Origin of the sequence: Hufsiella arboris (assembly GCF_009834875.1) — a bacterium.
Taxonomy (GTDB): domain Bacteria; phylum Bacteroidota; class Bacteroidia; order Sphingobacteriales; family Sphingobacteriaceae; genus Hufsiella_A; species Hufsiella_A arboris.
In genome coordinates this window covers 14294-38515 of the sequence record NZ_WVHT01000007.1, presented here as the reverse complement: position 1 = coordinate 38515, position 24222 = coordinate 14294, and the positions used below count along the sequence as shown (strand labels likewise).

General features: G+C 41.4%; 22 protein-coding genes. 7 read left to right on the top strand and 15 right to left on the bottom strand.

Annotated features, from left to right (window positions below; all coding sequences use genetic code 11):
• Nucleotides 1-2 precede the first annotated feature (2 nt).
• The 4 genes from yidD to mscL form a co-directional block, all read right to left on the bottom strand.
• The gene (yidD, locus tag GS399_RS14705) at nt 3-248 is read right to left on the bottom strand and encodes a membrane protein insertion efficiency factor YidD (protein WP_160845408.1); all 246 of its coding nucleotides are present in this window, start codon (nt 246-248) and stop codon (nt 3-5) included.
• The gene (gene rnpA, locus GS399_RS14700; RefSeq protein ID WP_160845407.1) at nt 229-621 is read right to left on the bottom strand and encodes a ribonuclease P protein component; all 393 of its coding nucleotides are present in this window, start codon (nt 619-621) and stop codon (nt 229-231) included. Before rnpA ends, yidD begins: the two co-directional genes overlap by 20 nt.
• Nucleotides 622-689: 68 nt before the next feature.
• Nucleotides 690-848, bottom strand: a complete 159-nt coding sequence (gene rpmH, locus GS399_RS14695) for a 50S ribosomal protein L34 (protein WP_092390256.1) — start codon at nt 846-848, stop codon at nt 690-692.
• Between the two features lie 97 nt (nt 849-945).
• Complete coding sequence (mscL, locus tag GS399_RS14690) at nt 946-1347, bottom strand: large-conductance mechanosensitive channel protein MscL (RefSeq protein WP_160845406.1); 402 nt, start codon at nt 1345-1347, stop codon at nt 946-948.
• A 149-nt stretch (nt 1348-1496) separates the two neighbouring features.
• Here mscL and rpoN point away from each other — a divergent pair, with 149 nt between their 5' ends.
• Nucleotides 1497-2969: an RNA polymerase factor sigma-54 gene (gene rpoN / locus GS399_RS14685; RefSeq protein WP_160845405.1), complete on the top strand. Its 1473-nt coding sequence runs from the start codon at nt 1497-1499 to the stop codon at nt 2967-2969.
• On the opposite strand, the gene GS399_RS14680 is transcribed toward rpoN, so the two are convergent.
• Together GS399_RS14680 and alaS are read right to left on the bottom strand one after the other, a co-directional pair.
• Nucleotides 2966-3982 carry a PorP/SprF family type IX secretion system membrane protein gene (locus tag GS399_RS14680; RefSeq protein WP_160845404.1) on the bottom strand — a complete coding sequence of 339 codons (1017 nt, stop codon included), beginning with the start codon at nt 3980-3982 and terminating at the stop codon, nt 2966-2968. The two genes, rpoN and GS399_RS14680, sit on opposite strands and share 4 nt — an antisense overlap.
• Before the next feature lie 122 nt (nt 3983-4104).
• Nucleotides 4105-6726: an alanine--tRNA ligase gene (gene alaS / locus GS399_RS14675; RefSeq protein ID WP_160845403.1), complete on the bottom strand. Its 2622-nt coding sequence runs from the start codon at nt 6724-6726 to the stop codon at nt 4105-4107.
• A gap of 411 nt (nt 6727-7137) precedes the next feature.
• On the opposite strand from alaS, the gene GS399_RS14670 reads away from it, so the two are divergent.
• Together GS399_RS14670 and GS399_RS14665 are read left to right on the top strand one after the other, a co-directional pair.
• A complete protein-coding gene (locus tag GS399_RS14670) occupies nt 7138-7473 on the top strand; it encodes a MerR family transcriptional regulator (RefSeq protein WP_160845402.1) in 336 nt (111 codons plus the stop codon).
• Between the two features lie 5 nt (nt 7474-7478).
• Nucleotides 7479-8375: a diacylglycerol/lipid kinase family protein gene (locus tag GS399_RS14665; protein WP_160845401.1), complete on the top strand. Its 897-nt coding sequence runs from the start codon at nt 7479-7481 to the stop codon at nt 8373-8375.
• Here GS399_RS14665 and GS399_RS14660 read toward each other — a convergent pair.
• The 4 genes from GS399_RS14660 to GS399_RS14645 are packed head-to-tail and all read right to left on the bottom strand — an operon-like array spanning nt 8359 to nt 14358.
• Nucleotides 8359-9441, bottom strand: a complete 1083-nt coding sequence (locus GS399_RS14660; RefSeq protein WP_160845400.1) for a metallophosphoesterase — start codon at nt 9439-9441, stop codon at nt 8359-8361. The two genes, GS399_RS14665 and GS399_RS14660, sit on opposite strands and share 17 nt — an antisense overlap.
• 42 nt (nt 9442-9483) lie before the next feature.
• Complete coding sequence (locus GS399_RS14655; RefSeq protein WP_160845399.1) at nt 9484-11553, bottom strand: ComEC/Rec2 family competence protein; 2070 nt, start codon at nt 11551-11553, stop codon at nt 9484-9486.
• Nucleotides 11550-13571, bottom strand: a complete 2022-nt coding sequence (locus tag GS399_RS14650) for a ComEA family DNA-binding protein (protein ID WP_160845398.1) — start codon at nt 13569-13571, stop codon at nt 11550-11552. Before GS399_RS14650 ends, GS399_RS14655 begins: the two co-directional genes overlap by 4 nt.
• Nucleotides 13561-14358 (bottom strand): PorV/PorQ family protein, encoded by a 798-nt coding sequence (locus GS399_RS14645; RefSeq protein ID WP_160845397.1) that lies wholly within the window; start codon nt 14356-14358, stop codon nt 13561-13563. Before GS399_RS14645 ends, GS399_RS14650 begins: the two co-directional genes overlap by 11 nt.
• A gap of 140 nt (nt 14359-14498) precedes the next feature.
• On the opposite strand from GS399_RS14645, the gene GS399_RS14640 reads away from it, so the two are divergent.
• Together GS399_RS14640 and GS399_RS14635 are read left to right on the top strand one after the other, a co-directional pair.
• Nucleotides 14499-15164 (top strand): DUF4412 domain-containing protein, encoded by a 666-nt coding sequence (locus tag GS399_RS14640; RefSeq protein WP_160845396.1) that lies wholly within the window; start codon nt 14499-14501, stop codon nt 15162-15164.
• 65 nt (nt 15165-15229) lie between these two features.
• Nucleotides 15230-17098, top strand: coding sequence for an LTA synthase family protein (locus tag GS399_RS14635; RefSeq protein ID WP_160845395.1), 1869 nt, complete (start codon nt 15230-15232; stop codon nt 17096-17098).
• Nucleotides 17099-17303: 205 nt separating this feature from the next.
• Here GS399_RS14635 and GS399_RS14630 read toward each other — a convergent pair whose 3' ends face one another.
• From GS399_RS14630 to GS399_RS14615, 4 genes are read right to left on the bottom strand one after another with little or no spacing between them, the layout of a single operon-like run.
• On the bottom strand, nt 17304-17918 hold the full coding sequence (locus GS399_RS14630; RefSeq protein WP_160845394.1) for a hypothetical protein: 615 nt from the start codon (nt 17916-17918) through the stop codon (nt 17304-17306).
• Nucleotides 17919-17943: 25 nt separating this feature from the next.
• The gene (bioA, locus tag GS399_RS14625) at nt 17944-19212 is read right to left on the bottom strand and encodes an adenosylmethionine--8-amino-7-oxononanoate transaminase (RefSeq protein ID WP_160845393.1); all 1269 of its coding nucleotides are present in this window, start codon (nt 19210-19212) and stop codon (nt 17944-17946) included.
• The gene (locus tag GS399_RS14620; RefSeq protein ID WP_160845392.1) at nt 19197-19646 is read right to left on the bottom strand and encodes an NUDIX domain-containing protein; all 450 of its coding nucleotides are present in this window, start codon (nt 19644-19646) and stop codon (nt 19197-19199) included. The genes bioA and GS399_RS14620 overlap by 16 nt, the downstream gene beginning before the upstream one ends.
• Before the next feature lie 2 nt (nt 19647-19648).
• Nucleotides 19649-20617 (bottom strand): cation diffusion facilitator family transporter, encoded by a 969-nt coding sequence (locus tag GS399_RS14615; protein ID WP_160845391.1) that lies wholly within the window; start codon nt 20615-20617, stop codon nt 19649-19651.
• A 126-nt stretch (nt 20618-20743) separates the two neighbouring features.
• On the opposite strand from GS399_RS14615, the gene GS399_RS14610 reads away from it, so the two are divergent.
• Both GS399_RS14610 and GS399_RS14605 read left to right on the top strand, forming a co-directional pair.
• On the top strand, nt 20744-21961 hold the full coding sequence (locus GS399_RS14610) for a pyridoxal phosphate-dependent aminotransferase (RefSeq protein ID WP_202409473.1): 1218 nt from the start codon (nt 20744-20746) through the stop codon (nt 21959-21961).
• On the top strand, nt 21936-22910 hold the full coding sequence (locus GS399_RS14605) for a bifunctional heptose 7-phosphate kinase/heptose 1-phosphate adenyltransferase (RefSeq protein WP_160845390.1): 975 nt from the start codon (nt 21936-21938) through the stop codon (nt 22908-22910). Before GS399_RS14610 ends, GS399_RS14605 begins: the two co-directional genes overlap by 26 nt.
• A 39-nt stretch (nt 22911-22949) precedes the next feature.
• On the opposite strand, the gene GS399_RS14600 is transcribed toward GS399_RS14605, so the two are convergent.
• Nucleotides 22950-24197: an ABC transporter permease gene (locus GS399_RS14600; protein ID WP_160845389.1), complete on the bottom strand. Its 1248-nt coding sequence runs from the start codon at nt 24195-24197 to the stop codon at nt 22950-22952.
• Nucleotides 24198-24222 lie beyond the last annotated feature (25 nt).

Sequence of the window (24222 nt, the reverse complement as noted above, 5' to 3'; positions counted from 1 at the left end):
CTTCAAGGTACAGGATCATGGCCATGGCCACCCCAGGGATGACACCGGCCAATGCGTTTTAATGTCAACCAACCGCCTTTGAACGGCCCGTATTTCCGTATAGCTTCCATGCCATATTGCGAGCATGTTGGCGTATACCGGCATGACGCTCCTAAAATCGGCGACAGCAAAATTTGGTACAAACGGATCAATAATAGAAATAATCCGCCAATTACTGGCTCCAAAATATTAGTCCACAACCTTCTCATGGAATTCGTCGGATAATTTTAGCAATGTCGATTTGAGTTTTTTTTCAACAAACGAAAAAGGGAAAATTTCCTTTCCGACATAATGTATCGATAAGACGATACGATTCTTGCCTTCTATTTGCTGATATAAAAGTTCTTGTTTATTCAGGCGGTATGCCTCACGGATTCGACGTTTTATAACGTTTCGATCGACCGCGCGCTTGAAATTACGTTTTGGAACGCTGATTACAACCCGAACAAGTTGCGCTGATTCATCAGAAGCAGCCATCCAGGTGATACGGAATGGATATAAAATAAAAGAAGAGCCGCTACTAAAAAGCCCTTGAATAAGCTTCTCACTGCATAACCGCTCTTCTTTTTTAAATGTGTACATTTTCTGATTGACTTAAGCCATTACATCAGCGCTGATGCAATTCCAAAAGGATTGGCAGCAACCAAAAATTATGCTTTATGACGACGTTCGTCGGATACCGATAGTCTTTTTCTGCCTTTAGCTCTTCTTGAAGCTAATACCCTTCTTCCATTAGCAGTGCTCATGCGCTCTCTGAAACCATGTTTGTTTCTTCTTTTTCTTTGAGAAGGTTGGAATGTTCTTTTCATGACGATTTATTATCTATTGAAGCTCTTTAAAAAACAAGAGCGCAAATATAGGCCTATTATTCCTTAATCACAACACCTGTTTTAAAATATTAACCGTTTATAACGGCTTATTTTGCTGGCTGCGTAATAAATCACGAATGTCGGTTAACAGAAGCTCTTCCTTGGTTGGCGCGGGATCCACAGTTGGCGCAATGGCCTCCTTCTTTTTCATTCGATTTATCGCTTTGATAAATAGAAACAACGCTAATGCGACAATGATAAATGAAATGATCTGGGATAAAAAGTTGCCATACTTAATTGCTGTCCCCGGAATGGTCAGCTGGTTTAAATCAGACAAATTTGCCGCCTTAAGTGCAGGCGTTAATATGGCAGGAGTTATAATGTCATCAACAAGTGATTTTACGATACTGCCAAATGCCGCGCCGATAATCACTCCTACTGCCAAATCAAGAACATTGCCCTTAATGGCAAATTCCTTAAACTCTTTTAAAAATCCCATATGATTGCAATTTTAATGTATTGTAAAAATATATTTTTTTCTTGATCAGGCAATTACCACAAAAATTCGACCGTTGTCAGAACAATTTCATTTAAGTGCTTGTTTGCCCATCTATCAATAATTAATGTAATTTTGGAGCATTAATAATTATGCTTAAACAACATCTTCAACAAAAACTTTTACAAAAGCTATCTCCCCAGCAAATTCAGTTTATCAAACTTTTGCAGGTGCCAACAGTTTCGCTTGACACCCGGATAAAAGAAGAACTGGAAGAGAATCCGGCGCTTGAAGATTTGAGTTTAAGTGTAAGCGAGCCTGTTGAAGAATACCCGGATAAAGACCCGGATGACAATTACGACGCAGAAGAGCAGGGCTCTGACGATTTCGACGAGTTTAATATCGATGATTATCTGCAGGACGACAACGCCAACGACTATGGTTCAAAGTACGACCAAAATGGCGATGACGATGATGACAGGAAAGAAATACCGATAGCGATCCAGAATTCATTTTTTGAGAATTTACAGGCGCAGCTTGACCTGGTTCCTCTTCCGGACAAAGATTTTCAAATCGGCATGCAGCTAATCGGCAGCCTTGATGACGACGGATATCTTCGCCGCTCAATTACCTCATTAGTCGACGATCTTGCCTTTTCGCAAAATATCTTCGCGGAAGAAGGTGAAGTGGAAGAGATGCTGAAAGTCATACAGTCGTTTGATCCTGCCGGTGTTGGCGCCCGCGATCTGAAAGAATGTCTGCTCATTCAGCTTCGAAAAAAAGATCCTTCAAATCCGGTTATTCAAAAAGCCGTCGTGATCGTTGAAGAATACCTGGACGAATTCACAAGAAAACATTACGATAAGTTAGAGAGATTATTAAATCTTGATTCGGAACATCTCAGGGAAGTTATCGGCGAAATCCTTAAGCTGAACCCAAAACCTGGCGATGCGAGTGAAGTTACAACTAAGCAGTTGCAGGTAATTCCTGATTTTCATATTGCTAATAATGATGGCGTTCTCATTTTAACTTTAAATTCGAAAAATGCCCCTGAATTGAAGGTCAGCCGTTCTTACCAGGAAATGTTTGAGCATTACGATAAAGTGTCTCAGAAAGACAAAAAGCTAAAAGAAGCTGTTCAGTTCGTCAAGCAAAAACTTGATTCGGCGAAGTGGTTTATTGACGCGATTAAGCAACGCCAGCAAACGCTGCTTAAGACCATGAACGCCATCATGAATTACCAGTATGATTTTTTCCTTACCGGTGATGAACGTAACCTTCGCCCGATGATCTTAAAAGACATTGCAGATCGTATCGGAATGGATATATCCACCGTATCACGGGTAGCAAATTCCAAATATGTGCAAACGGAATTCGGGACTTTTCTTTTGAAATCTTTCTTTTCTGAAGCAATTCAGCTGGAAAGCGGCGAGGAAGTTTCCAATAAAGAAGTTAAGAAAATCCTGGAAGAGTGCATTGGCAACGAAGATAAACGCCGGCCTCTTGCAGACGAAAAACTGACAGAAATCCTCAAAGAGAAGGGCTACAATATTGCCAGACGAACAGTGGCAAAATATCGGGAGGCTATGAATATCCCGGTAGCCCGGCTTCGTAAAGAGCTTTAAAATGTCCGTTGCGGACAGGTAACTTTATAACGGTTATTTAGCAGCAGGCCAAGAACAATTTCATGACTGCCAGAACTAACCGACTTCAATTCGGAGGTAGTAAAATCATACGAATAGCTCAAACTAAATAAATAGCTGATATTAAAACCGGCCATCGCTGAAAACGAATCCTGGTTCCGGTAACTTCCGCCCAGCCAAAACCGGTCTTTAAACGCGAACTTCAGGTTAATGTCATAGCTGTCAGGCGCTGGTTTTACGTGTTTGTACATCACCGAGGGAAGCATCCCGATATCGTCCGTCAGAATAAATTTATAACCGGCTGTGATAAAAAAATGAGGCACTTCTTTACCAACATTCAGATTGTCGTTATTGGTAAATGCGATATCCTGGCCCAAAATCTGATCGACTGAAAACCCTGCAAAATATTGCGGACCGTAAAGCCAAATGCCAAGCGCGAGGTCAGGTTTTAGTACATTGGTCAAATTGTTTGGAATCGCCGGATCGTTTTGCTGATCAGTACTGATTTTTGACGCATCCAGACCGATATTTGTAAGGCCCCCGGCAACTCCTACCGCAAGATTCATTTTACTGGTTAGCCCTAAATGATACGCGTAAGTTAAATTAGCGTCTGTACGTTTTAGCGGACCAGCCTTATCAAAGACAACATGAAACCCAATACCATGATGATTTTCCGCGGCCTGGTATTCCTGTACAAAACTTCTCTCCATCGGATTGGTACCCTTGCCGGGAAAAGCATTCGCATCCCCCTGAACAAAACTCTTTCCAATCGGCATATTTGCCGACAAATAAGTTGTCACCGGCGCTCCATCCAGCCCTTGCCATTGAGAGCGGTAACCAGCCTTCACATCGATATAATTTTCAATGCCCGATAAGGCGGGATTGAGTAAATAGTTATTAAAAATATACTGTGTGTATTGAGGAAGCTGCTGACCGAATGATGTGTTGTTAATTAAGATCAGAAGTAAAAAACTTAGCCAGATTTTTTTTGTCATTACAGCCTTAAAAAGTGTCTATCTCGTAACAGAAGTGTATAAAGCTACACAAAAACTGACTACAAATAAAGGACAGGATTTCACGTTTTAATCAACAAGCCTTTCGAAAAAGGCTTGTATTATTATGGAATAAAGGTCTTTGCTTTTGCGAGCGCCGCACTAATACCATCCGGATTTTTACCTCCGGCCGTAGCATAGAAAGGCTGGCCGCCTCCGCCCCCTTGTATCTCTTTTGCTAACTCCCGTACGATGTTTCCTGCGTGAAGACCTCTTTCTTTAACGAGATTTTCGGACACCATAACCGTTAAAGATGGCTTACCATCGATTTTTGCCGCTAATACCAACAACAAATCATTTACAATATTTTTCAGGTTGTAAGCCAGCGTTTTTACAGCATCGTTATTTGGAAGTTCTACTTCTTCAGCGATAAAATTTACGCCATTTATATTTACGGCTTTAGCGGCAAGCACCGTTTTTAAACCGACTGCTTTTTCGAGTACGCTTTTTTCAAGCTCCTTTTTTATACGCGAATTTTCTTCCAAAAGCGATTCGATGGATTTTGCTATATCCTGAGGATTTTTTAACAGTTGCCTGATGCCGCTAAGAACCTCGTCCTGGCTTCTTACATAATTTTCAGCGGCAACGCCGGTAATTGCTTCAATTCGGCGAACCCCTGCAGCCACGGCACTTTCTGAAATTATTTTCAAAAACCCTATTTGGCCAGTTGCCCGAACATGCGTTCCGCCGCAAAGCTCTTTCGAAAATTTATCGTCAAAAGTAATTACGCGAACGAAATCGCCATATTTCTCGCCAAACAAGGCGGTAACTCCCGAGTTGATCGCTTCCTGGTAGGCGACATTTCGCTGTTCTTTTAACGGTATATTTTCACGTATTTTTTGATTAACAATGATCTCGATCTGCTCTATTTCTTCATTGGTAACCTTTGCAAAATGAGAAAAGTCAAAACGCAGATAATCCGCGTTAACCAATGAACCTTTTTGATTAACATGCGAACCAAGTACTTCTTTTAAAGCGGAATGTAGTAAATGGGTCGCTGAGTGATTGTTTTCAGTTGACAAACGGTTTTTCGTATCGACAACCGCCCAGAAAGCTCCCGAAACATCGTCAGGAAGTGAATCAGCAAAATGAACGGTCAATCCGTTTTCCTTTTTTGTATCCGTTATTTCTATAGCAAATAAACGGCTTTTATCCTCTAGCCTGCCCGTGTCACCAACCTGGCCACCGCTTTCAGCATAGAAAGGCGTTTTATCCAGAACCAGCTGATACTGCTCCTTACCTTTCGCATTAATTTTCCGGTACTTTAAAATGAGGCACTCGATCTCGAGTTTGTCATAGCCGACGAATTCCACATTGTCACTTTCTTTCAGAATGATCCAATCACCGGTGTCAACTGATGTAGCGGCCCGCGAACGGTCTTTTTGCTCTCCTAACGCTTTATGATATCCAGCCATATCTACCGTCCAGCCGTTTTCCCTGGCCATCAGCTCCGTAAGGTCGATCGGAAAACCAAACGTATCCTGCAATTCAAATGCAAAGTTGCCGGAAACAACTTGATTGTCATTGGTTTGAAGGTATTTCTCAAAACGATTTATCCCTGTTTCCAGCGTTCTTAAAAAAGCCGCTTCTTCTTCCAGAACAACCTTTTGTACAAAGTCCTTCTGCGATTCCAATTCAGTAAAAACACCCGCAAACTGATCGGCCAAAATTGGTACCAGCTTATTGATAAATGGTTCTTTAAAACCTAAAAACGTGTATGAATATCTTACAGCACGACGAAGTATCCGCCTGATCACATAACCGGCTTTGTTATTTGAAGGAAGCTGGCCATCGGCGATAGCAAAAGAAACCGCACGAATATGGTCGGCAATTACCCGCATTGCAATATCAACCTTTTCATCTTCTCCGTATACAGCTTTAGCCTCCGTGGCTATAAATTGGATCAGCGGCTGGAAAACATCGGTATCATAATTGGAAGTTTTATTCTGCAAAACGCGAACGAGGCGTTCGAGGCCCATGCCTGTATCTACATGTTTTGCCGGCAGCGGTTGCAACGAGCCATTTTTCAAGCGGTTGAACTGCATGAATACATTATTCCAGATTTCGATCACTTGCGGATGGTCGGCGTTAACAAGCGACTTTCCGTCACCTGCCGCCCGCTCCTGAGGTGTGCGGCAATCCACATGGATTTCGGAGCATGGACCGCATGGACCGGTTTCACCCATCTCCCAAAAATTGTCTTTTTTATTTCCTAAAACGATCCTTTCTTCCGGCACAAATTGCTTCCAGAAATCAAAAGCTTCGTTATCTTTTGGCAGTCCTTCTGCTTCGTCACCGGCAAAAACCGATACGTATAATTGATCCTTCGGAATTTTATAAACTTCGGTTAAAAGTTCCCAGCTCCATGCAATCGCTTCTTTTTTGAAATAATCGCCAAAGCTCCAGTTACCAAGCATTTCAAACATGGTGTGATGGTACGTGTCGATACCGACTTCCTCCAGATCATTATGCTTGCCGGACACGCGAAGGCAACGCTGAGTATCGGCGACACGAGAAGATTTTACGGGCGCTTCCCCAAGAAAGATATCTTTAAATTGATTCATGCCCGCGTTGGTAAACATCAATGTCGGATCGTTTTTAACAACAATCGGCGCTGAAGGCACAATCTCGTGGCCACGTTCCTTAAAAAAATCTAAAAAAGCTTTCCGTATCTCTTTCGTAGTCATTCTGAAAAAATTTTGTGCAAAGTTAAAATCATAAATAGATTATAAACAGAAATAAACAAAATTGAATCACAACCAATCAATAGAGTCTCTTGTATTACCCTTTACCACTTATATTGTAAATCCTTTTTTATTCAAAACGTTTTTAATAAATTGTGTATCAAACTTTTTTTACTTTTACAACCCTCGTCCAATTAAAGTAATGAATTAGTTTATTTTGATTGAACGAAAAGCAAGGACGAATTTTCAATTAAAGCCAGTCCCGTGTTCCGCTCATACTGCGCAAGCCTTAACCGCCTGGCCGGTATCCGCTACACCCGGGTTTATTGTCACTCTGTGCTGCTACTTTTAAAGTTAGCGACGGATGTTAAATTCAGCCGCTTTGCATAACAAATAAATCAAACTTATAACCGGATGCCTTATAAAGAGCGGGAAATAAACAAACTTTACTATACTATGGGTGAAGTGACAGAAATGTTCCAGGTAAATGCTTCACAGATAAGATTTTACGAACGCGAATTTGAAATTTTACAGCCGAAGAAAAATAAAAAAGGCAACCGCTTATTTTCCCCTGAAGACGTCGAAAATCTTAAGATCATCTTTCATCTGGTAAAAGACAAAGGCTACACACTTCATGGCGCAAAAGATTATTTGAAAACCGACAAAAATGCGGTTAAAGAAAATCAAAAAGTAATTGATTCGTTAGAGCGGTTAAAACAGTTCCTTCTCGAAGTCAGGGAGCAGCTTTAACTGATATGGATAATTCCCTTTTTAAAAAAGTATTTTTTATTGTCAATCCAAATTCCGGTAATAACGCAAAGGATGGACTTGAAAAAATAATAGAGGAGCATTCAACCAGGCTTGGATTCGATTACGAAATACAAAAGGTTGAAAGCGACGCGTCGTTAAAAATCAAAAATGCCATTGCCGCTTTTAAACCTGATTTAGTGGCGGCATGTGGTGGCGACGGAACGGTAAATTTAGCTGCATCTATTTTAGACAGCACCGGCATTCCGCTCCTGATCGTACCCTTTGGATCGGCAAATGGGATGGCAAAAGAGATTCAGATCAATTCAATTGAGCAAAGCTTGGAATTACTGAGCAATGGCACAACCCTAACAATTGATCTGATAAAAATCAACGGAAAAACCTGTATTCATTTAGCTGATGCAGGCTTAAATGCCAGAATTGTTAAACGCTTTGAAGCAGACGGCAGGCGCGGAATAATTACGTATGCGAAACACTTGTTCGGTGAAATGTTTCTGCTAAAGCAATACAGGTTTGTTATTCGGTATTGCGACAGTATTATCAAACGCAAAGCCGTTTCTCTGACATTTGCGAACGCGTCAAAGTATGGAACCGGGGCGGTTATTAATGCAACCGGAAAACTTAATGACGGAAAATTTGAGATAGTTATCGTAAAACCATTTCCCAGCAGAAAATTGTTCTCAATAGCCTGGAAAATGTTTTCTGGAAAACTTCAGACATCCGAATACGTGGAAGTTTTACGATGCACTGATGCGGTTGTCACCTGTAACAAAAAAACAACGTTTCAAATCGATGGAGAGATAACCGGGAAAATAAAGGAGTTTACAGCGAAGATTGTTCCCGGAGCTTTAACACTCGTAGTTCCTCCTAAAGCCGGCCTTTGATAATTGTTTCATAAATTAGCTTGCCACGCGGGATTTCGGAATCAATCGCCCATGCAGAAACATGAAGATCACCGTCTGCATTAAATCCAAGCTTAAAAAAACCTTTCTTTTTAGCTCCAAATAATAAGTTTTTCCCCTCTTCTAACACATATTTTAGTTTTGAACCTGCCCCACTGATGATGAAATGATTTCCATCTTTTTTTATGTGCTGCAAATTATGCTCGTGGCCTGCCGCGTAAATCAAGCCGTTATATTTGGCCAGTAATTCTTTCAGGCGGTGCCGGAGTTTTCGATATCTCGGATGAGCGATATCTTCCCTGGCACCAAAATATTTGCGATACAAGGGAATAAGCGATCCGATAACCGGTAAGGGAACGTACGCCCCACGCTTATAAAGCGTAAAGGGAAACAAATGATGCTTCAGTTTATATCGTCCGCCATGGATAGCATAACTGTAAACAGGTGCATGTCCGGCGATGACGATACGTTTACCGCTATTGTTTTTTAATATCGATTCAAGCGAGTTAAAAAAGTCATCTTCCGTATCAACGCTGCATCCGCAGTTACTTCCAATAGGCCTGAAACCACTTTGCAGCCACCACTGAGTATTAATAAGAATTAAAACCAGATTCTCTCCGAGGTCAATCTTTACAGGTCCCGGGCATCCGCCGGTTGGAAGAAAAACATTCCGGTCGCCGAACAATTTTTCAAGGTATTTTTCCTGGCGCAGAACATATTCGTAACCATCCTTTCGGCCTTTGTTCCAATCGTGGTTTCCTGAAATAAAAAGAACTTTTCCATGATAATTTTTCATGGCTTCCCAATGCTGATTTAGCGCTTTCTCAGCATCGGCCCGTAAAATATTTTTTTTATCAGGCAGACCTCTTGGGTAAACATTGTCGCCCAGGAAGACGACAGCGGATTTGATTTCCGGATCAAAGTGAGCCTTCATTGTCTCCAGCACCTGGTCATTTCCCGTCCGCGCAATACTTCCGGTATCACCGATAAGAAAAAGCTCGAAGTATTGATCCGGGCTTTTTAATTTATTTACGTGTTCAGGAAGCACAATGCATTAACGTCAAAAGCTGGTACTTGTTGAATAAATTCGTCAGTAGTCAATTAAATAAGCTTTATTCCTTTTCAGAACATACACGTTACAATTGCTCGATTTTGCTTCGTCCTGCCATTGTTTTATTTTGTGATCGCGGTTTGATCCGTCAATAAGCAGCAACTTAAAAGCAATATTCCGTTTGATATCCGCAATGTCTACTTTAGGATTTAATCTGAGCATAACCACGTCTGTTTCAAGTTTTTCAGAAAACGTCTTATTATTAAACGTCGTATCCCAGACAAATACCCGCCAATTTTGAAATTCAATAAAATGTCTGTTAGCAATGTTTTCAAAACTTACTTTTGAAACGGCTGCATCTAATGAAGGTTTTACGGAAAATTGATAGGTCTTATCTTCCGGCGGTACATCTGCAATAACCCGCGCTGAATTCCCTTCCATGAATGCCATTGCTGAGTTTTTCCTGAGACTGTAGATAACAACCCGGCGTTGATTCATCTTAGTAACCGAGGAAAACGATTGATAGGAAGCCAACACAAACAATCCAATGAAGGCGCAGTAAACAAGCCCCTTACTTTGATAACTGAAACTCATGGTAAGCGACAAGATAATCAGGAATATAAGAAGGTAATACCATTCTGGAATCCACAGTCCGTCGATATTGGCATAGGGAATATTTTCAATCCAATACAATCCCTTATTGGTAAAAACAATCATTTTTTCCAGGATCCAGCCTAAAGAGGTCAATACCGGCTCCCAGGGAATGAAAAGGAACACGAGGCCTGCATACAAGATTAACGTTACGGGCAATAAAATGAAGAGATTACTTACTAAAAAACAGACCGGGAATTGGTGAAAGTAAAATACACTTAATGGAAAAGTTGCCAACTGTGCGGCGAAAGAGAGCGCGATAGCCTTCCATATTTCATTTAAGAACCAATTTTTGAGGTAAATGAGGTGTTGGATTTTCGGGTAAAAATAAATCAATCCTAACACAGCAAGATATGACAGTTGGAAACCCACATCCACCAGGTAAAACGGGTTATATAAAAGGAGAATAAAGGCCGACGACGCGATAATATTATACGAATTCGCCTTCCTGTTTATCGATTTGCCGATAACCAAAAAACTGAGCATCAATGCCGCGCGGCAAACAGAGGGTGAGAAACCAGTTATAATTGAGTAAAACCAAATCGACATCACTATTAAAATTGCTCTGAATATTCTCAGCGTTTGGCTTTTATCCATGAAACGTAAAAGAAACATTAATACGGCAAACACAATGGCAACATGCATTCCTGAAACGGAAAGAACGTGCATTGTTCCTGTTTTTGAATAGCTGTCTAACACTTCGCGACTGAGATCATTTCGATAACCGAGAATCAATGTCGACGCGACGGATAGCGCATCGGCATCGTGGATATATCTGGCATATTTAACAACCAGTTTCTTCCGTAAATTAATTGCTACTTCAACAAGCTTATTTCCCTGGTGTTGCCTTACAAGTTTAACTTCATTCTGAGTAAAAAAAGCCTGGTAGTAGAGTTGTTGATTCGCGAGGTAGTTTTTATAATCAAACTCATTTGGATTGTATGGCGGCTCGACCGGGCTGAACCTGGAAACGGTCAGCAATTCATCACCATATTCAAAAGTTTTGGCCGAATCAGTTTTAACGGCAATCAATATTTTACCACTTAGTGCGAAGCTTGAATTTCCTTCAAAACCCTCCAATACATCAGCGGTAAAACGAGTTATTCCCTCCTTTACGTTAGGTTCTGAGTTAACCCTGATTAATAAAGCGCTTGTCTTTCTCTTACTGAAATAATTTGGAGCATGAAGTCCTTCGCTGTAACTGGTTAAAATTTGGGCGCAGAAAAATACGATCCCGTGAAGTATAATTCCTGAGATCCACCTGAATCGGTACAACCTTAACGATTTGTAAAAAACGATGCTTAATGTGAATAACAGAAACAAACAGCAGAAAATCACTTCCGCCAACTGGATATTGCCTGGCGACAACTTAAAATAACTTGCACATGCAATGCCGGCCATTAACGGCATTAAAAGCCGCACAAATGGAATTTCGCCCTTGATTAATTTAGGTTTCAAAACTGGTAGCGCAATTGGATTTTAATATCCGAACGTTTGTCTCCCTCGCTAACATCTAGTGCAGAGCCAACCTCTGTTTGGTTTACATAGGAGGTAAGGCTGTACCTGAGCCATAAATCCAATCCACGACGAAATTTCAAACGTGAATTGATATAAAACCTCAAACCCTGATTTTGGTAAGCAGGAAAAGAATAGCCGTAAAGCACATCATCTTCATAAGTATAAATCCTGGTATCAAAGCCTGGTGTATCGAAAAGCGCTATACGGCCATTAAGCGATACTTTGTTAGAAAGTTCAAAATCTGCGTCCTGGTAAACCATATATCCGATATCGTTGCTTTTGCTGAGATTGCTGTATTGAACAACTTCGGCCCGGTTACTCAAACTGATTTTGTCGTTAAGTTTGTAGGAAAGTTCTATCCTGTAATTTTGCTTTTTAACCTCTGAAAGTTTCGACAGAACCTCTGTATACTGATTTTGCTCTTTGTTTTTCAAACGATATCTCGCAGTAACCGACAGCCTTTTGAATGGGTTGTAAGTTACCTGACTAAAAAGTTCATAGCCCTTAGAAGGCACGTCTACCTGATATTTCAGCCACGGAAATTTGAAGAGATCTGAGTACAGCGACCATTGTACTTTTGGCAAAGGTTCTATTACCAGGCCCGCATAAAATCCTTTCTCATTCTGTGCCGTTGTGGATTCTGATATCGCCTGGTTGAAAAACGACAAATAATCGGATTGGTAATAACGTTGAAGTACCGAAAGAGAAACGCGTTGAGTTAAGCTTGCGAGCATTCCATTCATAAATGCCCATCCATGGTCGAAGCTATGGGCGGCTTCTCCAAAAAAGTACAGATTATTGAAAGCGTAATGATAATAGAAGCCCGCATTGTTCAAGTCTGAACCGGTAAATTCATAACGCTGATAAGGGCTGTTTCCTAAAGCAAATGAATGGTCAAAACCAGTTCTATATGCAATTAAACCAAGCTCCAGATTGCTTCGATTATATTGCATAGTTAATCCGTACGAACTTTGAGCAACCGAGTTCCGATTGTTAATTTCGGCCGGGGTGCGATGGTATCCCGTTTGAAGGATGGAATTCACCAGGTTGTCATCAGAAATTGAAGCATCAATCTTACGATACGAAATGAACGGCGTAAAACTAACCGGCCCGTACTGGATCGTTGCGGCCGATCCTCTGAAAAACAACAGTTCATTTCGGGATGTATACGCTTTTAATCCAAGTCCTTGCTTTGGAATCGTAGTTAATGCAGCCCCTTTCCCGAAGCTCAAACCAGACCATAACGTTAATCCCTGGCCAAACTGAAGAGAAAAATCGCCCAAAACTACTTTTTTGACATGCCCTAGATTTTTCAGGTAAAGGCTTCCAGAATAGAAATCAAAACCCCGCCTCTGCGTACCCGAGAAGAACTGCTCGCCCGCGTCTTTGTCCATGTTTAATGAGAAATATACATGCGGATCAAACGCGTACCGGTATCTCACAAACAACCTCGAAGGCGATCCCAGATAGCCTGCGGAAGTCTCTGAATTTACGTACCCTTTTTGCGGCTCGAGCACTTGTCCGTACAATAACATCAGGTCATTTTCCGATTTTGAAACGGCATCTTTTAACCTGAATGACAGCTGATCAGCGGGATCAGTAACCGTTATAAATAACATAAGCTGTCGCACGGTTTGTTCGTTAAAGCCTTCAAGAGCCTGTAATTCCAAAATATTAACAAACCTGCCGCTCTCTTTGGGATAATCCAAAATCGTTTGAATTTGTAAAGGCGAAAGAAATGTCAATTCTTGGAGATCTTCCCGTGATGCGTTGTTTAGATTAATCTTATGCCTGTAATGATAATTAAGGCGTTCGGCCAGTTCTGAATAGTCAAAATTATCACCCGCGCTTTCGGCGATTGATTCTAAAATGGGTTCCAAAACCGGATCAATTTCAGTTTGCGCAGCCGAATAAAAAGGAACGAAAAGTAAAATAATACAGAAATATTTAAAACGCATAAGTTAAACCAATCTGTGGTAAGTAACCTAAGTCTGGGTGGGATGATACAGCAGAATCAAGACGAAAACCATGATAATCGAATCCAAATCCGGCGTACTGCATAAAAGGATTTGCCGAAATTCCGCCGCGTAATGAAAACCAATCTGCAAGAGCATATTCTAAACCCGCTCTTACGTCTGCACTGGAATCCAGCGTCTTCATTACTTCTGCAGATAATAACACTTTGCCGGCGGTTCGCCAGGCGACGCCTAACTCAAACACCGTGGGAATAAAGCTTCCGAACTTGCTGTAACCACTTTTGCTGAGGTTCGATACGTGCGAACCAATAATCAAATCATCATTAATAAAATACTGCAAGCCCGCGTCGACGGAGTAGGTACTTTCATTTCCATAACTGCTTATGCTGAGCTGATGATAATTAAAGTTAAGAGCCATATTTAATTTGCCGCCAAAACTCCTGGCGTAACAAAGACCGATCTTTTGTTCCTTGTATGCTGAAAATCCAAACGATTGAAAGCTTACTCCAGCGGCGTTGCGATCCATAAACGGAACAGCCATTACCGCCGATTTTGTAGCTACATCCGTAGATGCGTAATTCTGAAGATAAGCAGCTGAAATGATAGGTTTTTTCGATTGTAAAATTCCGGCCTGGTTCGATTGCATTGACCAAACATCTTGCATGGCTACGGAAGCGTTTGCTAATCCTGTAAGTCGCGGGCCGGTATTGACCTGGCAAAAAAGAATGGTTGGTTTTACAAGAATTAAAAAAAGTAATCGTTTAATCATATTAATAAACCGGGCAACTCATTAATATTCACGTTAATTAAAAACTATTATCTAATGTAATAAAAATTTCCTTCCAAAAAAGAAAGCAATTTTCGTAACAAATCATTTAATTTTACATCAAACAGGATAATTACCAAATCATGAAAAAAATCATTTTAAGCTTAATAGCTATTGCGTTTTCTGCGGGTGTGTTTGCCCAAACGCCAATTAACGAAGGAACCATCACCTATACGGTTGAATGGGAAGTACCGGCACAAATGCAGCAAATGGCTAGTATGTTTCCGAAAGAGCTTACTGTATATTTTAAAGGCGACTCAAGTGTAGTAAACCAAAAATCACAGATGTCAACATCAAATGTGATTATGAATTCTAAAACGGATTTTGTTCGGTTACTTCTTGATATTCCGATGATGAGCAAAAAATATGTGATCAATTTTACACCTGCCGACCTTGAAGAAATGAAAGAAAAATGGCCTGAATACGAATTGAAAGCCGGAACAGAAACTCAAACCATTGCCGGATACAAAGCCACCAAGTATACGATAACAGAAAAGAAATCAAATAAAACATCCGAAGGATGGTTTACTAAAGACATCGCTACTCCGGCAAATTCACTTACACAGTTTTTTGATAAGTCGAACGGTGTCCCTTTGAAATTTGACAGCTTCCAGAGCGGCCTTGCAATTCATGCAACCGTTAAAGAAATCAAACAGGGAGCTATTCCGGCCGGAGCATTTGCCACCCCTGCAGGTTATGAAACAATTACATTTGATCAGTTAAAAGGAATGATGGGCGGACGCCAGTAAGTCATTATAAATTAACAATTGCTTAAAGGCTTTTTAACAAGGACCGATTTTTTTAAGTTTGGCCCATGTTAAAAAGCCTTTTCGTTTTAATACGTTTTTTCCTGTTTTGGCTGGCTTTCTTTTGTATCGACCGGTTAATTTTCATCCTTTATTTCCGGGAGAAAGTTAGCGTCGAAAGCCTTCCGGAGATTTTAAAGGCTTTTTTATACGGGCTTTGGATGGACGCATCCATGGTTGGATATATTTCATCGCTTCCATTGCTACTTTATCTTTTTACATGGATTGTTCCAGACGTAAATGTGTCTCCAAAAGTTTTCCGGGCGTTCACTAAAATCCTGATCGTACTTTTCTCGTTTATAACTATTGTTAACCTTAACATCTACCGCGAGTGGGGAACGAAAATAAACTTTCGCGCGCTTGATTTCGCTGTTAATTCGCCAAATGAAGCAATCGCCTCCAGTGCATCCTCCCCTATTATTTCATCATTCCTTGTATTTTTTTTACTGATCGCTGCCGGTTTTCTTTTACAAAAAGTGATCATTTCGTATAAACTGCCGCCGCGCATCAGCTTCGTTAAAGGAGTTTTATCGGGCCTGCTTTTTATAGGATTGACATTTTTAGCGATCAGGGGCGGCACGGACGTTGCTCCGATGAATGAAAGCATGGCGTATTATTCGTCGAACACATTTCTGAACCATGCCGCAATAAATACCGAATGGACTTTCATGAAGGATATTTTAAGTAATAAGTATGGAAACAAAAACCCATATAATTACCTGCAACCGGCAATGGCGGATCAGCTAATTAGAAACACTTATACAATGCCTCCCGGCTCTCCTCCAAAGATACTGACGACCGAGCGGCCCAATATTGTGTTTATAGTTATGGAAAGCTTTACAGCCGGGGTTGTGAACAGCCTTGACGGTGATCAAAATATCTCACCGGAATTTGAGAAGCTTACAAAAAAAGGTGTTTACTTCAAAAATATTTATGCTGCCGGCGACCGTACAGACAAAGGCCTTGTTGCCGTATTAAGCGCATTTCCCTCACAGGCAATCAGAAGCGTTATTCACCAAAACAGTAAACAGGAGAAATTACCTGCAATTTCTAAAATGCTGCTGGAGAATGGCTATCATACATCATTTTTCTATGGTGGGGAGAGCCAGTTTTTCAATTTCAAATCGTACATATTAAGTCATGGATTTCAGCAGCTGGTTGATAAAAACCATTTCAGCGCAAAAGATATGAACTCGAAATGGGGAGCTTTTGACCATGTTGTCTATAACCGGCAGCTTGCCGACCTGGGCAACGATCCCAAGCAGCCATTTTTTTCGACGCTTTTAACGTTAACTAATCATGAGCCATTTGAGCTGCCGGGCAAATCAAAGTTTAAGGGAACTACAAATGAAGACAAGTTCATGAGCACTTCTTTTTACTCTGACTCGTGCCTTGGCGACTATTTTCGTAAAGCTGAACAAAAACCCTGGTATAAAAACACGGTATTTGTTATTGTCGCAGACCATGGTCATCGTTTACCACAAAGCAGGTATGACATCGACGACCCGCACCGTTTTCATATTCCTCTTTTAATTTTAGGGGGCGCCGTAAAACCCGAATACCAGGGAACAGAAATTATGAAAGTTGGCAGCCAGGTTGATATAGCAGCTACGCTGTTAAACCAGTTAAACTTAAGCGCTAAGACTTTTAACTGGAGCAAGGATCTCCTCAATCCGCAAACTCCGGAATTTGCCTTTTACAACTGGGACAATGGTTTCGGCTTCGCAACTGCAACACAAACTATATCCTTTGACAATGTTGGCAAGAGAGTTTCGTTTGTAAAAAACAGGCAGATTAGTCCCACCATCGACGATCAGATAGTACAAACAGGCAAAGCGTTTATGCAGAAAGTTTTCCAGGAATACCTGGATTATTAAGATAAAACGCCAGTTCATTTAGCCAGAGTTAGTTTGACGGAAGGAAGAAATATTTTGGTGGTTGCAAGTTTAGGATTGGCGGTTAGGAGTTTAGGTTTAGCGGAAGCAAAAACAAACTCTCCGGATGCGAAAAAGAACTTCGCGGAGGCAAGAATATCTTTTGAGGAAGCTTGAACAAACTTTATTGCCTCAAGAAACAGTTAGTTTAAACAAGCTGATGTTCGTTATTCAATGCGGCGATCCAATCCTTAAATAAATCCAACTCAAGTTGAACAGCTTTTTGAGCGTGAGTTTCCCAATCGGCTGAAAAGTTTTTCAATTGATGAATCATCTCCTCCAGGTGTCCCTCTTCTTCCAGGATAATTGATTTCACATTTACTTTGCTACCGGCTTCATCAAGCGCTTCCTGGTAGTATGGATAAAGTTCATCCGCACGTACCTCTATTGCGTAGGTCACAAGTAAATAAGCTGCAAAACGCAATTCCTGTCCTGACAGTCCGAGCTCGTTTTTCAGGTAGCGGCAAACATCCACATCCAATTTATTGAGATAAAATCTGCTGTGATGCGGAGATAATAGATATTCATCGCTATACGTGGGACAAAATCCTCCGTCTAATTTCGAAATCTGCTTTTTAAGATAATAAGCATGACGATGTTCTTCGGCCGCGTGTTTAAGGATGATAAGCGTGACGTCCGTTTTGTGTTCACAGGCCGATATTTTGCGCGCGCCGGTATTTTCCATCAGCGATAAAGTGTTCAATAACCTGGCGTGTGTTTCGTTGTTGCTTATGAGTTTGCTAAAAAGATCTTTCAATTCCATAATAGTATCTAAGTAAACCAGCTGGTTAAAATTTATCGAGCGCCTCTTCAATTTTGCTGTAAATGTAGTTCAGATCGTCGTTGCTGATACAAAATGGCGGCAAAATATAAATGATGTTTCCAAGCGGCCGGAGGATAATCCCGTTATCTAAGAAAAACGTATAAAGCTTATCACGAAGATCGCTAAAATAAGATGTGGTTTCGCCTGTATTCCATTCAAATGCGATAATCGTTCCTGTCTGCCTTACAGCTTTTAATTTTGGATGCGATTTAATCCGTTCTAAAAAATGGTTATGCGATTGTTTAATGCGATTCATATTATCGCTTGTTTCCGCTTTAAGCGTCAATTCTAGGCTGGCTAATGCAGCAGTACATGCAATCGGGTTAGCAGTGAACGAATGACCGTGAAAGAGCGTTTTAAGCCTGTCATCAGATAAAAATGCATCAAATATTTGCCCGGTAGCCGTTGTAACTCCGAGCGCCATTGTTCCTCCTGTAAGCCCTTTCGACAAGCAGAATATGTCGGCCTTATTTACGAGATAATCAGACGCGAATAATTTTCCGGTCCGGCCGAATCCGGTCATCACTTCATCCGCGATGGTAAGAATACCGTTCTCTTTACAAAATAGCAGCAGCTCGTCGAGGTACTCAGCCTCATACATCAGCATCCCGCCTGAACCCTGTACAAGCGGCTCAAAAATAAAAGCAGCTACATCCTGCAAACCAAGGATCTGCGATTTGAGTGACGAAATATTCTCCGCATTTGGCGTGTCGATATACTCAACCTCGAACAATAATTTTTCAAAAGGCTCTGTAAAGGCGCTGCGGGCGCTTACCGCCATAGCACCGAATGTATCGCCGTGATAAGAATTTTTAAACGCTATTATTTTGGTCTTTGTTTGTCCCTGGTTGCTCCAGTATTGCAAACACATTTTCAAGGCCACTTCAACGGCAGTGGAGCCGTTATCAGAATAAAATACTTTTGACTGATCGGCTGGCAAAATTTGCAATAGTTTTTCAGCAAGTTCAATAGCTACCGGATGTGTAAATCCTGCAAAGATCACATGCTCCAGCGTTGTAAGCTGCTCAGCAATTTTTTGCGCGATATACGGATGTGAATGGCCGTGCAGTGTAACCCACCAGGATGACACAGCATCTATGTATCTTTTCCCGTCTTCATCAAAAAGATAAGCACCTTCGCCGCGTATAATCGGAACAACCGGAAGCGCTGTTTTCATTTGTGTATAAGGATGCCAAATTACGGCCCTGTCGCGTTCAATCAGGCTTTTATCCATCGTAATTTTAATAATTCAACTACACGCTGGTCGGTAGGAAACGTAACATCCTCAACCTGGATTTCCGAGACCGCCTTCCACCGGAAAGCTTGTTTTATATCTCCTTCCATGTCAAAATCAAAAAGCTCCTGCTTAAAGTTCAAATCGATTGCCGACAACGGCTTAACAAGATAGTACACGCTGATTACCTGGCTTTCATTAAAAGCTGATTTTATAAAGAAATCGGTGGTATAAAAATGCTCGGCAACTTCTATCGCGAGATTACATTCCTCAACAAATTCCCGTTTCAAACCTTCGATAAGTCCTTCACCAAATTCGAGGCCGCCTCCCGGAAATTTTGTAAATCTAACGCCAAACTCTTCTTCATCGCTGATTAGAATTTCATCGGATTCATTAATCAGTAAACCGTAGACTCGCACATTAAATGGATACATAGCTATTCAAAGTGTTTATGGTTGCGTGTTACATTTTCCATAGTCCATGTGATGTCGATTCTTTTCTCCTCACTCCGAACCGGGCAGTCTTTCATTCTGCAATAGTGGCAGCACTTCGGAAGACAAGGATCCGGATGGATAAAAAATTCTGTCCGCCCAATACCTTTTTGATTGACTAAGGAATCGATCTGCGATATTTCCTCATGGACATGGTTAAGATCAAAATAATACGGAAGCGTTACATGGCAGTCGATATGAAGTTCGTTACCGTAAATCTGGGTCCGCAGGTTATGAATATCGATCCAGGCATCATGACGGTTATTATTTAATATCTCAACAACTTTTTTTATTGTTTCAACATCCGATTCGTCCATCAATCCGCCAACCGAACGACGCACCAGCCGGTAGCCGCTAAAAATAATATAAAGTCCGAGGACGATCGATAAAACACTATCAAGATAGACGATACCAGTAAAATATATAAGCACCAATCCGCAAACCAGTCCTGCACTTGAATAAGAATCGACTTTCAGATGTTTCCCTTCCGCATAAAGAGTAATGGAATTTAGTTTTTTGCTTTGAGCGATCAGGTAATGCCCCAGCAGAAAGTTAACCAGCCCGGTAGCGGCTACAATCATAATACCATCGAACAGGTCTTTAACAGCGTGAGGATAGAAAAGATTATAGACGGATTTTAACGAAATAAGCAGGCCGGCGATAATAATCAGGATACCTTCCACAAACATGGAGAAGAATTCAACCTTCCCGTGGCCGTAAGGGTGATTCACATCCTTTGGTTTTGCCGCAAGGTATACGCTGTAAAATGCAAAACTACTCGCAAGTACATTGACAATGCTTTCTGCTGCGTCGGTTAAAATAGCGTTGGAAGATGTGATCAGGAAAGCCCCGAATTTTCCGAGCATCAGCACCGCTCCAATTATCAAGGAAAGTAAAATCAGTTTTTTTTGCATGCCCGGAGTTAGCCTGCAAAACTACGATTTCATTAAAAGCTGGACAAACCGGGCCGAAGATATATTCCATTAATTAATAATCGATTTATGGCCTAGGTTTTTATATTTGCCTTTTTATAAACAATCATGGCAATTTTATCTGACAGAATTAACAATCTGGCCGAGTCAGCTACCATAAAAATGGCGAAACTGGGCAGAGAATTGGCGGCAAAAGGTGTTGATGTAATCAGCCTTAGCCTCGGCGAAACTGACTTTTTCACGCCTCAGCATGTCAAACAGGCTGCGAAGGAAGCTATTGATCAGAATTACTCCTATTATACGCCGGTAGCCGGTTATCCGGAACTGCGTAAGGCTATCGCTGCAAAGCTGAAAAATGAAAACGGCCTTGATTATGGTTTCGACCAGATCGTTGTTTCTACCGGAGCTAAGCAATCGCTGGCAAACGCCCTGATGTGCCTTATTAATCCTGGAGATGAGGTGATCATTCCAACCCCTTATTGGGTATCGTATTCGGAATTGGTTAAGCTGGCTGAAGGCGAATCGGTATTTATCGACGCTACGATTGAAAGTGACTTTAAAATCACGCCTGAGGAGCTCGAAGCGGCCATAACGCCAAAATCAAAAGTATTTATGTTTTCGTCGCCTAACAATCCAACCGGGTATGTTTACAGCTATGACGAACTTGCGGCGCTGGTTAAAGTTTTGGAAAAGCACCCTGATATTTTTATCATTTCAGACGAAATATACGAACATATAAATTTCCTTGACCGCCACGTTTCCATTGCGGAATTTGAAAGCGTTAAAGATCGTGTGATTATTATAAACGGACTTTCAAAAGCCTATGCAATGACAGGCTGGAGACTTGGATATTCAGCGAGTAATAAAGAAATCGCCGCTGCCTGCGATAAACTGCAAAGCCAGATCACTTCAGGAACATGCTCGATAACACAACGTGCTGGAGTTGCAGCCTATGAAGGCGGCCTGGAATCTGTTCGCGAAATGAAAGAAGTATTTCTTCGCCGCCGCGACCTTGTTTACGGATTGCTGAAAGACATTGATGGCCTGAAAGTAAACTTGCCTGACGGCGCATTCTATTTCTTCCCTGATGTAAGTTCTTTTTTCGGAAAAACAACGGCTGATGGCCAGACTATCGCAAATGCGGATGAACTGGCTCTTTACCTGCTTAATACAAGCCATGTCGCAGTGGTAAGCGGTGATGCTTTCGGCGACCCTAAGTCAATCCGTATCTCGTATGCCGCTGCAGATGAAAAATTGATAGAAGCATGTAAACGCATTAAAGCCGGCTTATCTCAATTGAATGAAAGACCTGTTCCAGCGGTTTAATGACCTTACTGTATTAATAATCGGCGATGTGATGGTGGACAGTTACCTTTGGGGTAAAGTCGACCGGATATCTCCCGAAGCTCCTGTGCCTGTCGTGCATATCTACAAGCGCGAAAACCGGCTGGGTGGTGCAGCTAACGTGGCTCTTAACATACAAGCACTCGGAGCCACGCCTGTTATCTGTGCCGCTATCGGCGAAGATAAGGATGGCGAGGATTTCCTGGAGGTGATGGTTAACCAGCAGCTTTCCACGGATGGTATCATTCGTTTTCCGAATCGTCCTACCACGGTTAAAACCAGGGTGATCGGCCATAACCAGCAAATAGTACGGATCGATTCGGAAACAGATGTAAATCTTGATGAGCCATCCACATCACAATTGGTAAAAAAAATCGCCGGGCTTATTTCCAGTCAGAAAATTGATGCCATTATTTTTGAGGATTATGACAAAGGGGTTATCTCGCCCTCTTTAATTAACCAGGTTGTCGAGTTGGCTGAACAAAAAGAAATTATTACGGTAGTTGATCCCAAGAAGCGTAATTTTCTTGATTATCATAAAGTAACGCTGTTCAAACCAAACCTTAAGGAACTTCGTGAAGGCCTAAAGGTCGAGGTAGATCCTCATAAAAAGGAAGAGCTTGACGCGACTGTAGCCTTGTTGCAAAGCAAACTTGGCTGTAGCAAAGTAATGGTTACTTTGTCAGAACTGGGAGTTTACATGAACACCGGTAATGACCACAGAGTGATACCAGCTCACATCCGCAATATTGCTGATGTTTCCGGTGCAGGCGATACAGTAATAGCAACCGCCACTTTATGTCTTGCCGCTGGCCTCGACGATTTTACTACAGCAGCAGTTGCAAACCTTGCCGGTGGCTTAGTTTGTGAGCATATAGGTGTGGTTCCTATTAATAAGGAAAAACTTTTGCAGGAAGCTGAAAAGCTTTAAATAAATCAACAAAGCGGGTCAACAAGATCCGCTTTTTTATTATTTGCTTCTTATCGCCTCTACCGGGTCCAATCGTGACGCCATAAATGCCGGGATTATCCCGGAAATAATCCCGATCGTGGTTGATATTGCAAACATCATGATAACCTTTCCAGAGTCAACAACGATGTTCAGATCAGCTGCAGCTTTGGTGATAAATGCAAGCAGGTAGACAATTCCAAGTCCTATTAAACCGCCGATAATACAAAGCAGCACAGATTCAAACAGGAATTGAAGAAGAATAAAATAATTTTTGGCGCCCAGTGATTTCTGAATACCAATTAAATTGGTTCGTTCTTTTACAGAAACAAACATAATATTCGCGATGCCAAAGCCTCCCACCAATACAGAAAATCCTCCAATAAATAATCCGGCAAAGTTCACCACTGTGAACATCTGATCTAGGCCGGCAGTCAAAATAGTAGATTTATTCAGGGCAAAATCATCTTCCTTAGAGGGTGAAATTCGATGAATAGATCGCATGAGTCCTCTTAACTCACTTTCCAATTCTGTTACTGTAACTCCGTCTTTACCTTTCACGGTAATTTGCGGACCGTAACGTTCATCTTCCACATCAATAACATTCTTAGCAAAATTTAACGGCAATAAAATAGTTTTGTCGTTCGATACGCCCAGCATGTCTTCGCCTTCCCTTTCGAAAATACCTACCACCGTTACCTTTCTTCCAAGAACGTTTATTATTTTCCCGATACCGTTTTCGTTAGGAAATAAGCCATCTGCTATAGACGAACCAATAATTGTAACCGGGCTTCCGGCACGCGACTCTCCATCTGTGAAATAACGGCCATCCTGAAAGTTGAATATTCTGGTTTTGTAATAATCGTTAGAAGCAGCCGCTAACTGAGCGCCTTCAACACTATTGCTTTTATATTTGATCAGCCTGTCCCCAATACCGATTTCAAACGCAACGCCATCAGCTCCTTCTACACGGTCTTGCAATTTCTCAAAATCCCTGATTTTAGGCTCAGGCCGGTTCATATATTTCCACCAGGGATAATCACCCCCGAACTGCCAGGGCCATTTTTGGATGTAAATAGTATTACTTCCCAACTTATCAACGCTGCTTTGTAAGTTATTTCTTAGCGTGTCAACGGCTGAAAACACGCCAATAATGGTCATAATGCCAATTGTAATTCCCAGCAATGAAAGAAAGGTTCGTAGTTTATTTTCACGAAGTGCCGAAAAAGCAAATACAAAACTTTCCGCAAAGAGCTTTAGAAAAATCATATACGTTAAGACTATTACTGGATAT

What these genes read in the sequence shown, in the direction of transcription:
- yidD (WP_160845408.1), bottom strand. Translation starts at nt 248, where the DNA reads ATGAGAAGGTTGTGGACTAATATTTTGGAGCCAGTAATTGGCGGATTA.
- rnpA (WP_160845407.1), bottom strand. Translation starts at nt 621, where the DNA reads ATGTACACATTTAAAAAAGAAGAGCGGTTATGCAGTGAGAAGCTTATT.
- rpmH (WP_092390256.1), bottom strand. Translation starts at nt 848, where the DNA reads ATGAAAAGAACATTCCAACCTTCTCAAAGAAAAAGAAGAAACAAACAT.
- mscL (WP_160845406.1), bottom strand. Translation starts at nt 1,347, where the DNA reads ATGGGATTTTTAAAAGAGTTTAAGGAATTTGCCATTAAGGGCAATGTT.
- rpoN (WP_160845405.1), top strand. Translation starts at nt 1,497, where the DNA reads ATGCTTAAACAACATCTTCAACAAAAACTTTTACAAAAGCTATCTCCC.
- GS399_RS14680 (WP_160845404.1), bottom strand. Translation starts at nt 3,982, where the DNA reads ATGACAAAAAAAATCTGGCTAAGTTTTTTACTTCTGATCTTAATTAAC.
- alaS (WP_160845403.1), bottom strand. Translation starts at nt 6,726, where the DNA reads ATGACTACGAAAGAGATACGGAAAGCTTTTTTAGATTTTTTTAAGGAA.
- GS399_RS14670 (WP_160845402.1), top strand. Translation starts at nt 7,138, where the DNA reads ATGCCTTATAAAGAGCGGGAAATAAACAAACTTTACTATACTATGGGT.
- GS399_RS14665 (WP_160845401.1), top strand. Translation starts at nt 7,479, where the DNA reads ATGGATAATTCCCTTTTTAAAAAAGTATTTTTTATTGTCAATCCAAAT.
- GS399_RS14650 (WP_160845398.1), bottom strand. Translation starts at nt 13,571, where the DNA reads ATGCGTTTTAAATATTTCTGTATTATTTTACTTTTCGTTCCTTTTTAT.
- GS399_RS14645 (WP_160845397.1), bottom strand. Translation starts at nt 14,358, where the DNA reads ATGATTAAACGATTACTTTTTTTAATTCTTGTAAAACCAACCATTCTT.
- GS399_RS14640 (WP_160845396.1), top strand. Translation starts at nt 14,499, where the DNA reads ATGAAAAAAATCATTTTAAGCTTAATAGCTATTGCGTTTTCTGCGGGT.
- GS399_RS14635 (WP_160845395.1), top strand. Translation starts at nt 15,230, where the DNA reads ATGTTAAAAAGCCTTTTCGTTTTAATACGTTTTTTCCTGTTTTGGCTG.
- GS399_RS14630 (WP_160845394.1), bottom strand. Translation starts at nt 17,918, where the DNA reads ATGGAATTGAAAGATCTTTTTAGCAAACTCATAAGCAACAACGAAACA.
- bioA (WP_160845393.1), bottom strand. Translation starts at nt 19,212, where the DNA reads ATGGATAAAAGCCTGATTGAACGCGACAGGGCCGTAATTTGGCATCCT.
- GS399_RS14620 (WP_160845392.1), bottom strand. Translation starts at nt 19,646, where the DNA reads ATGTATCCATTTAATGTGCGAGTCTACGGTTTACTGATTAATGAATCC.
- GS399_RS14615 (WP_160845391.1), bottom strand. Translation starts at nt 20,617, where the DNA reads ATGCAAAAAAAACTGATTTTACTTTCCTTGATAATTGGAGCGGTGCTG.
- GS399_RS14610 (WP_202409473.1), top strand. Translation starts at nt 20,744, where the DNA reads ATGGCAATTTTATCTGACAGAATTAACAATCTGGCCGAGTCAGCTACC.
- GS399_RS14605 (WP_160845390.1), top strand. Translation starts at nt 21,936, where the DNA reads ATGAAAGACCTGTTCCAGCGGTTTAATGACCTTACTGTATTAATAATC.
- GS399_RS14600 (WP_160845389.1), bottom strand. Translation starts at nt 24,197, where the DNA reads ATGATTTTTCTAAAGCTCTTTGCGGAAAGTTTTGTATTTGCTTTTTCG.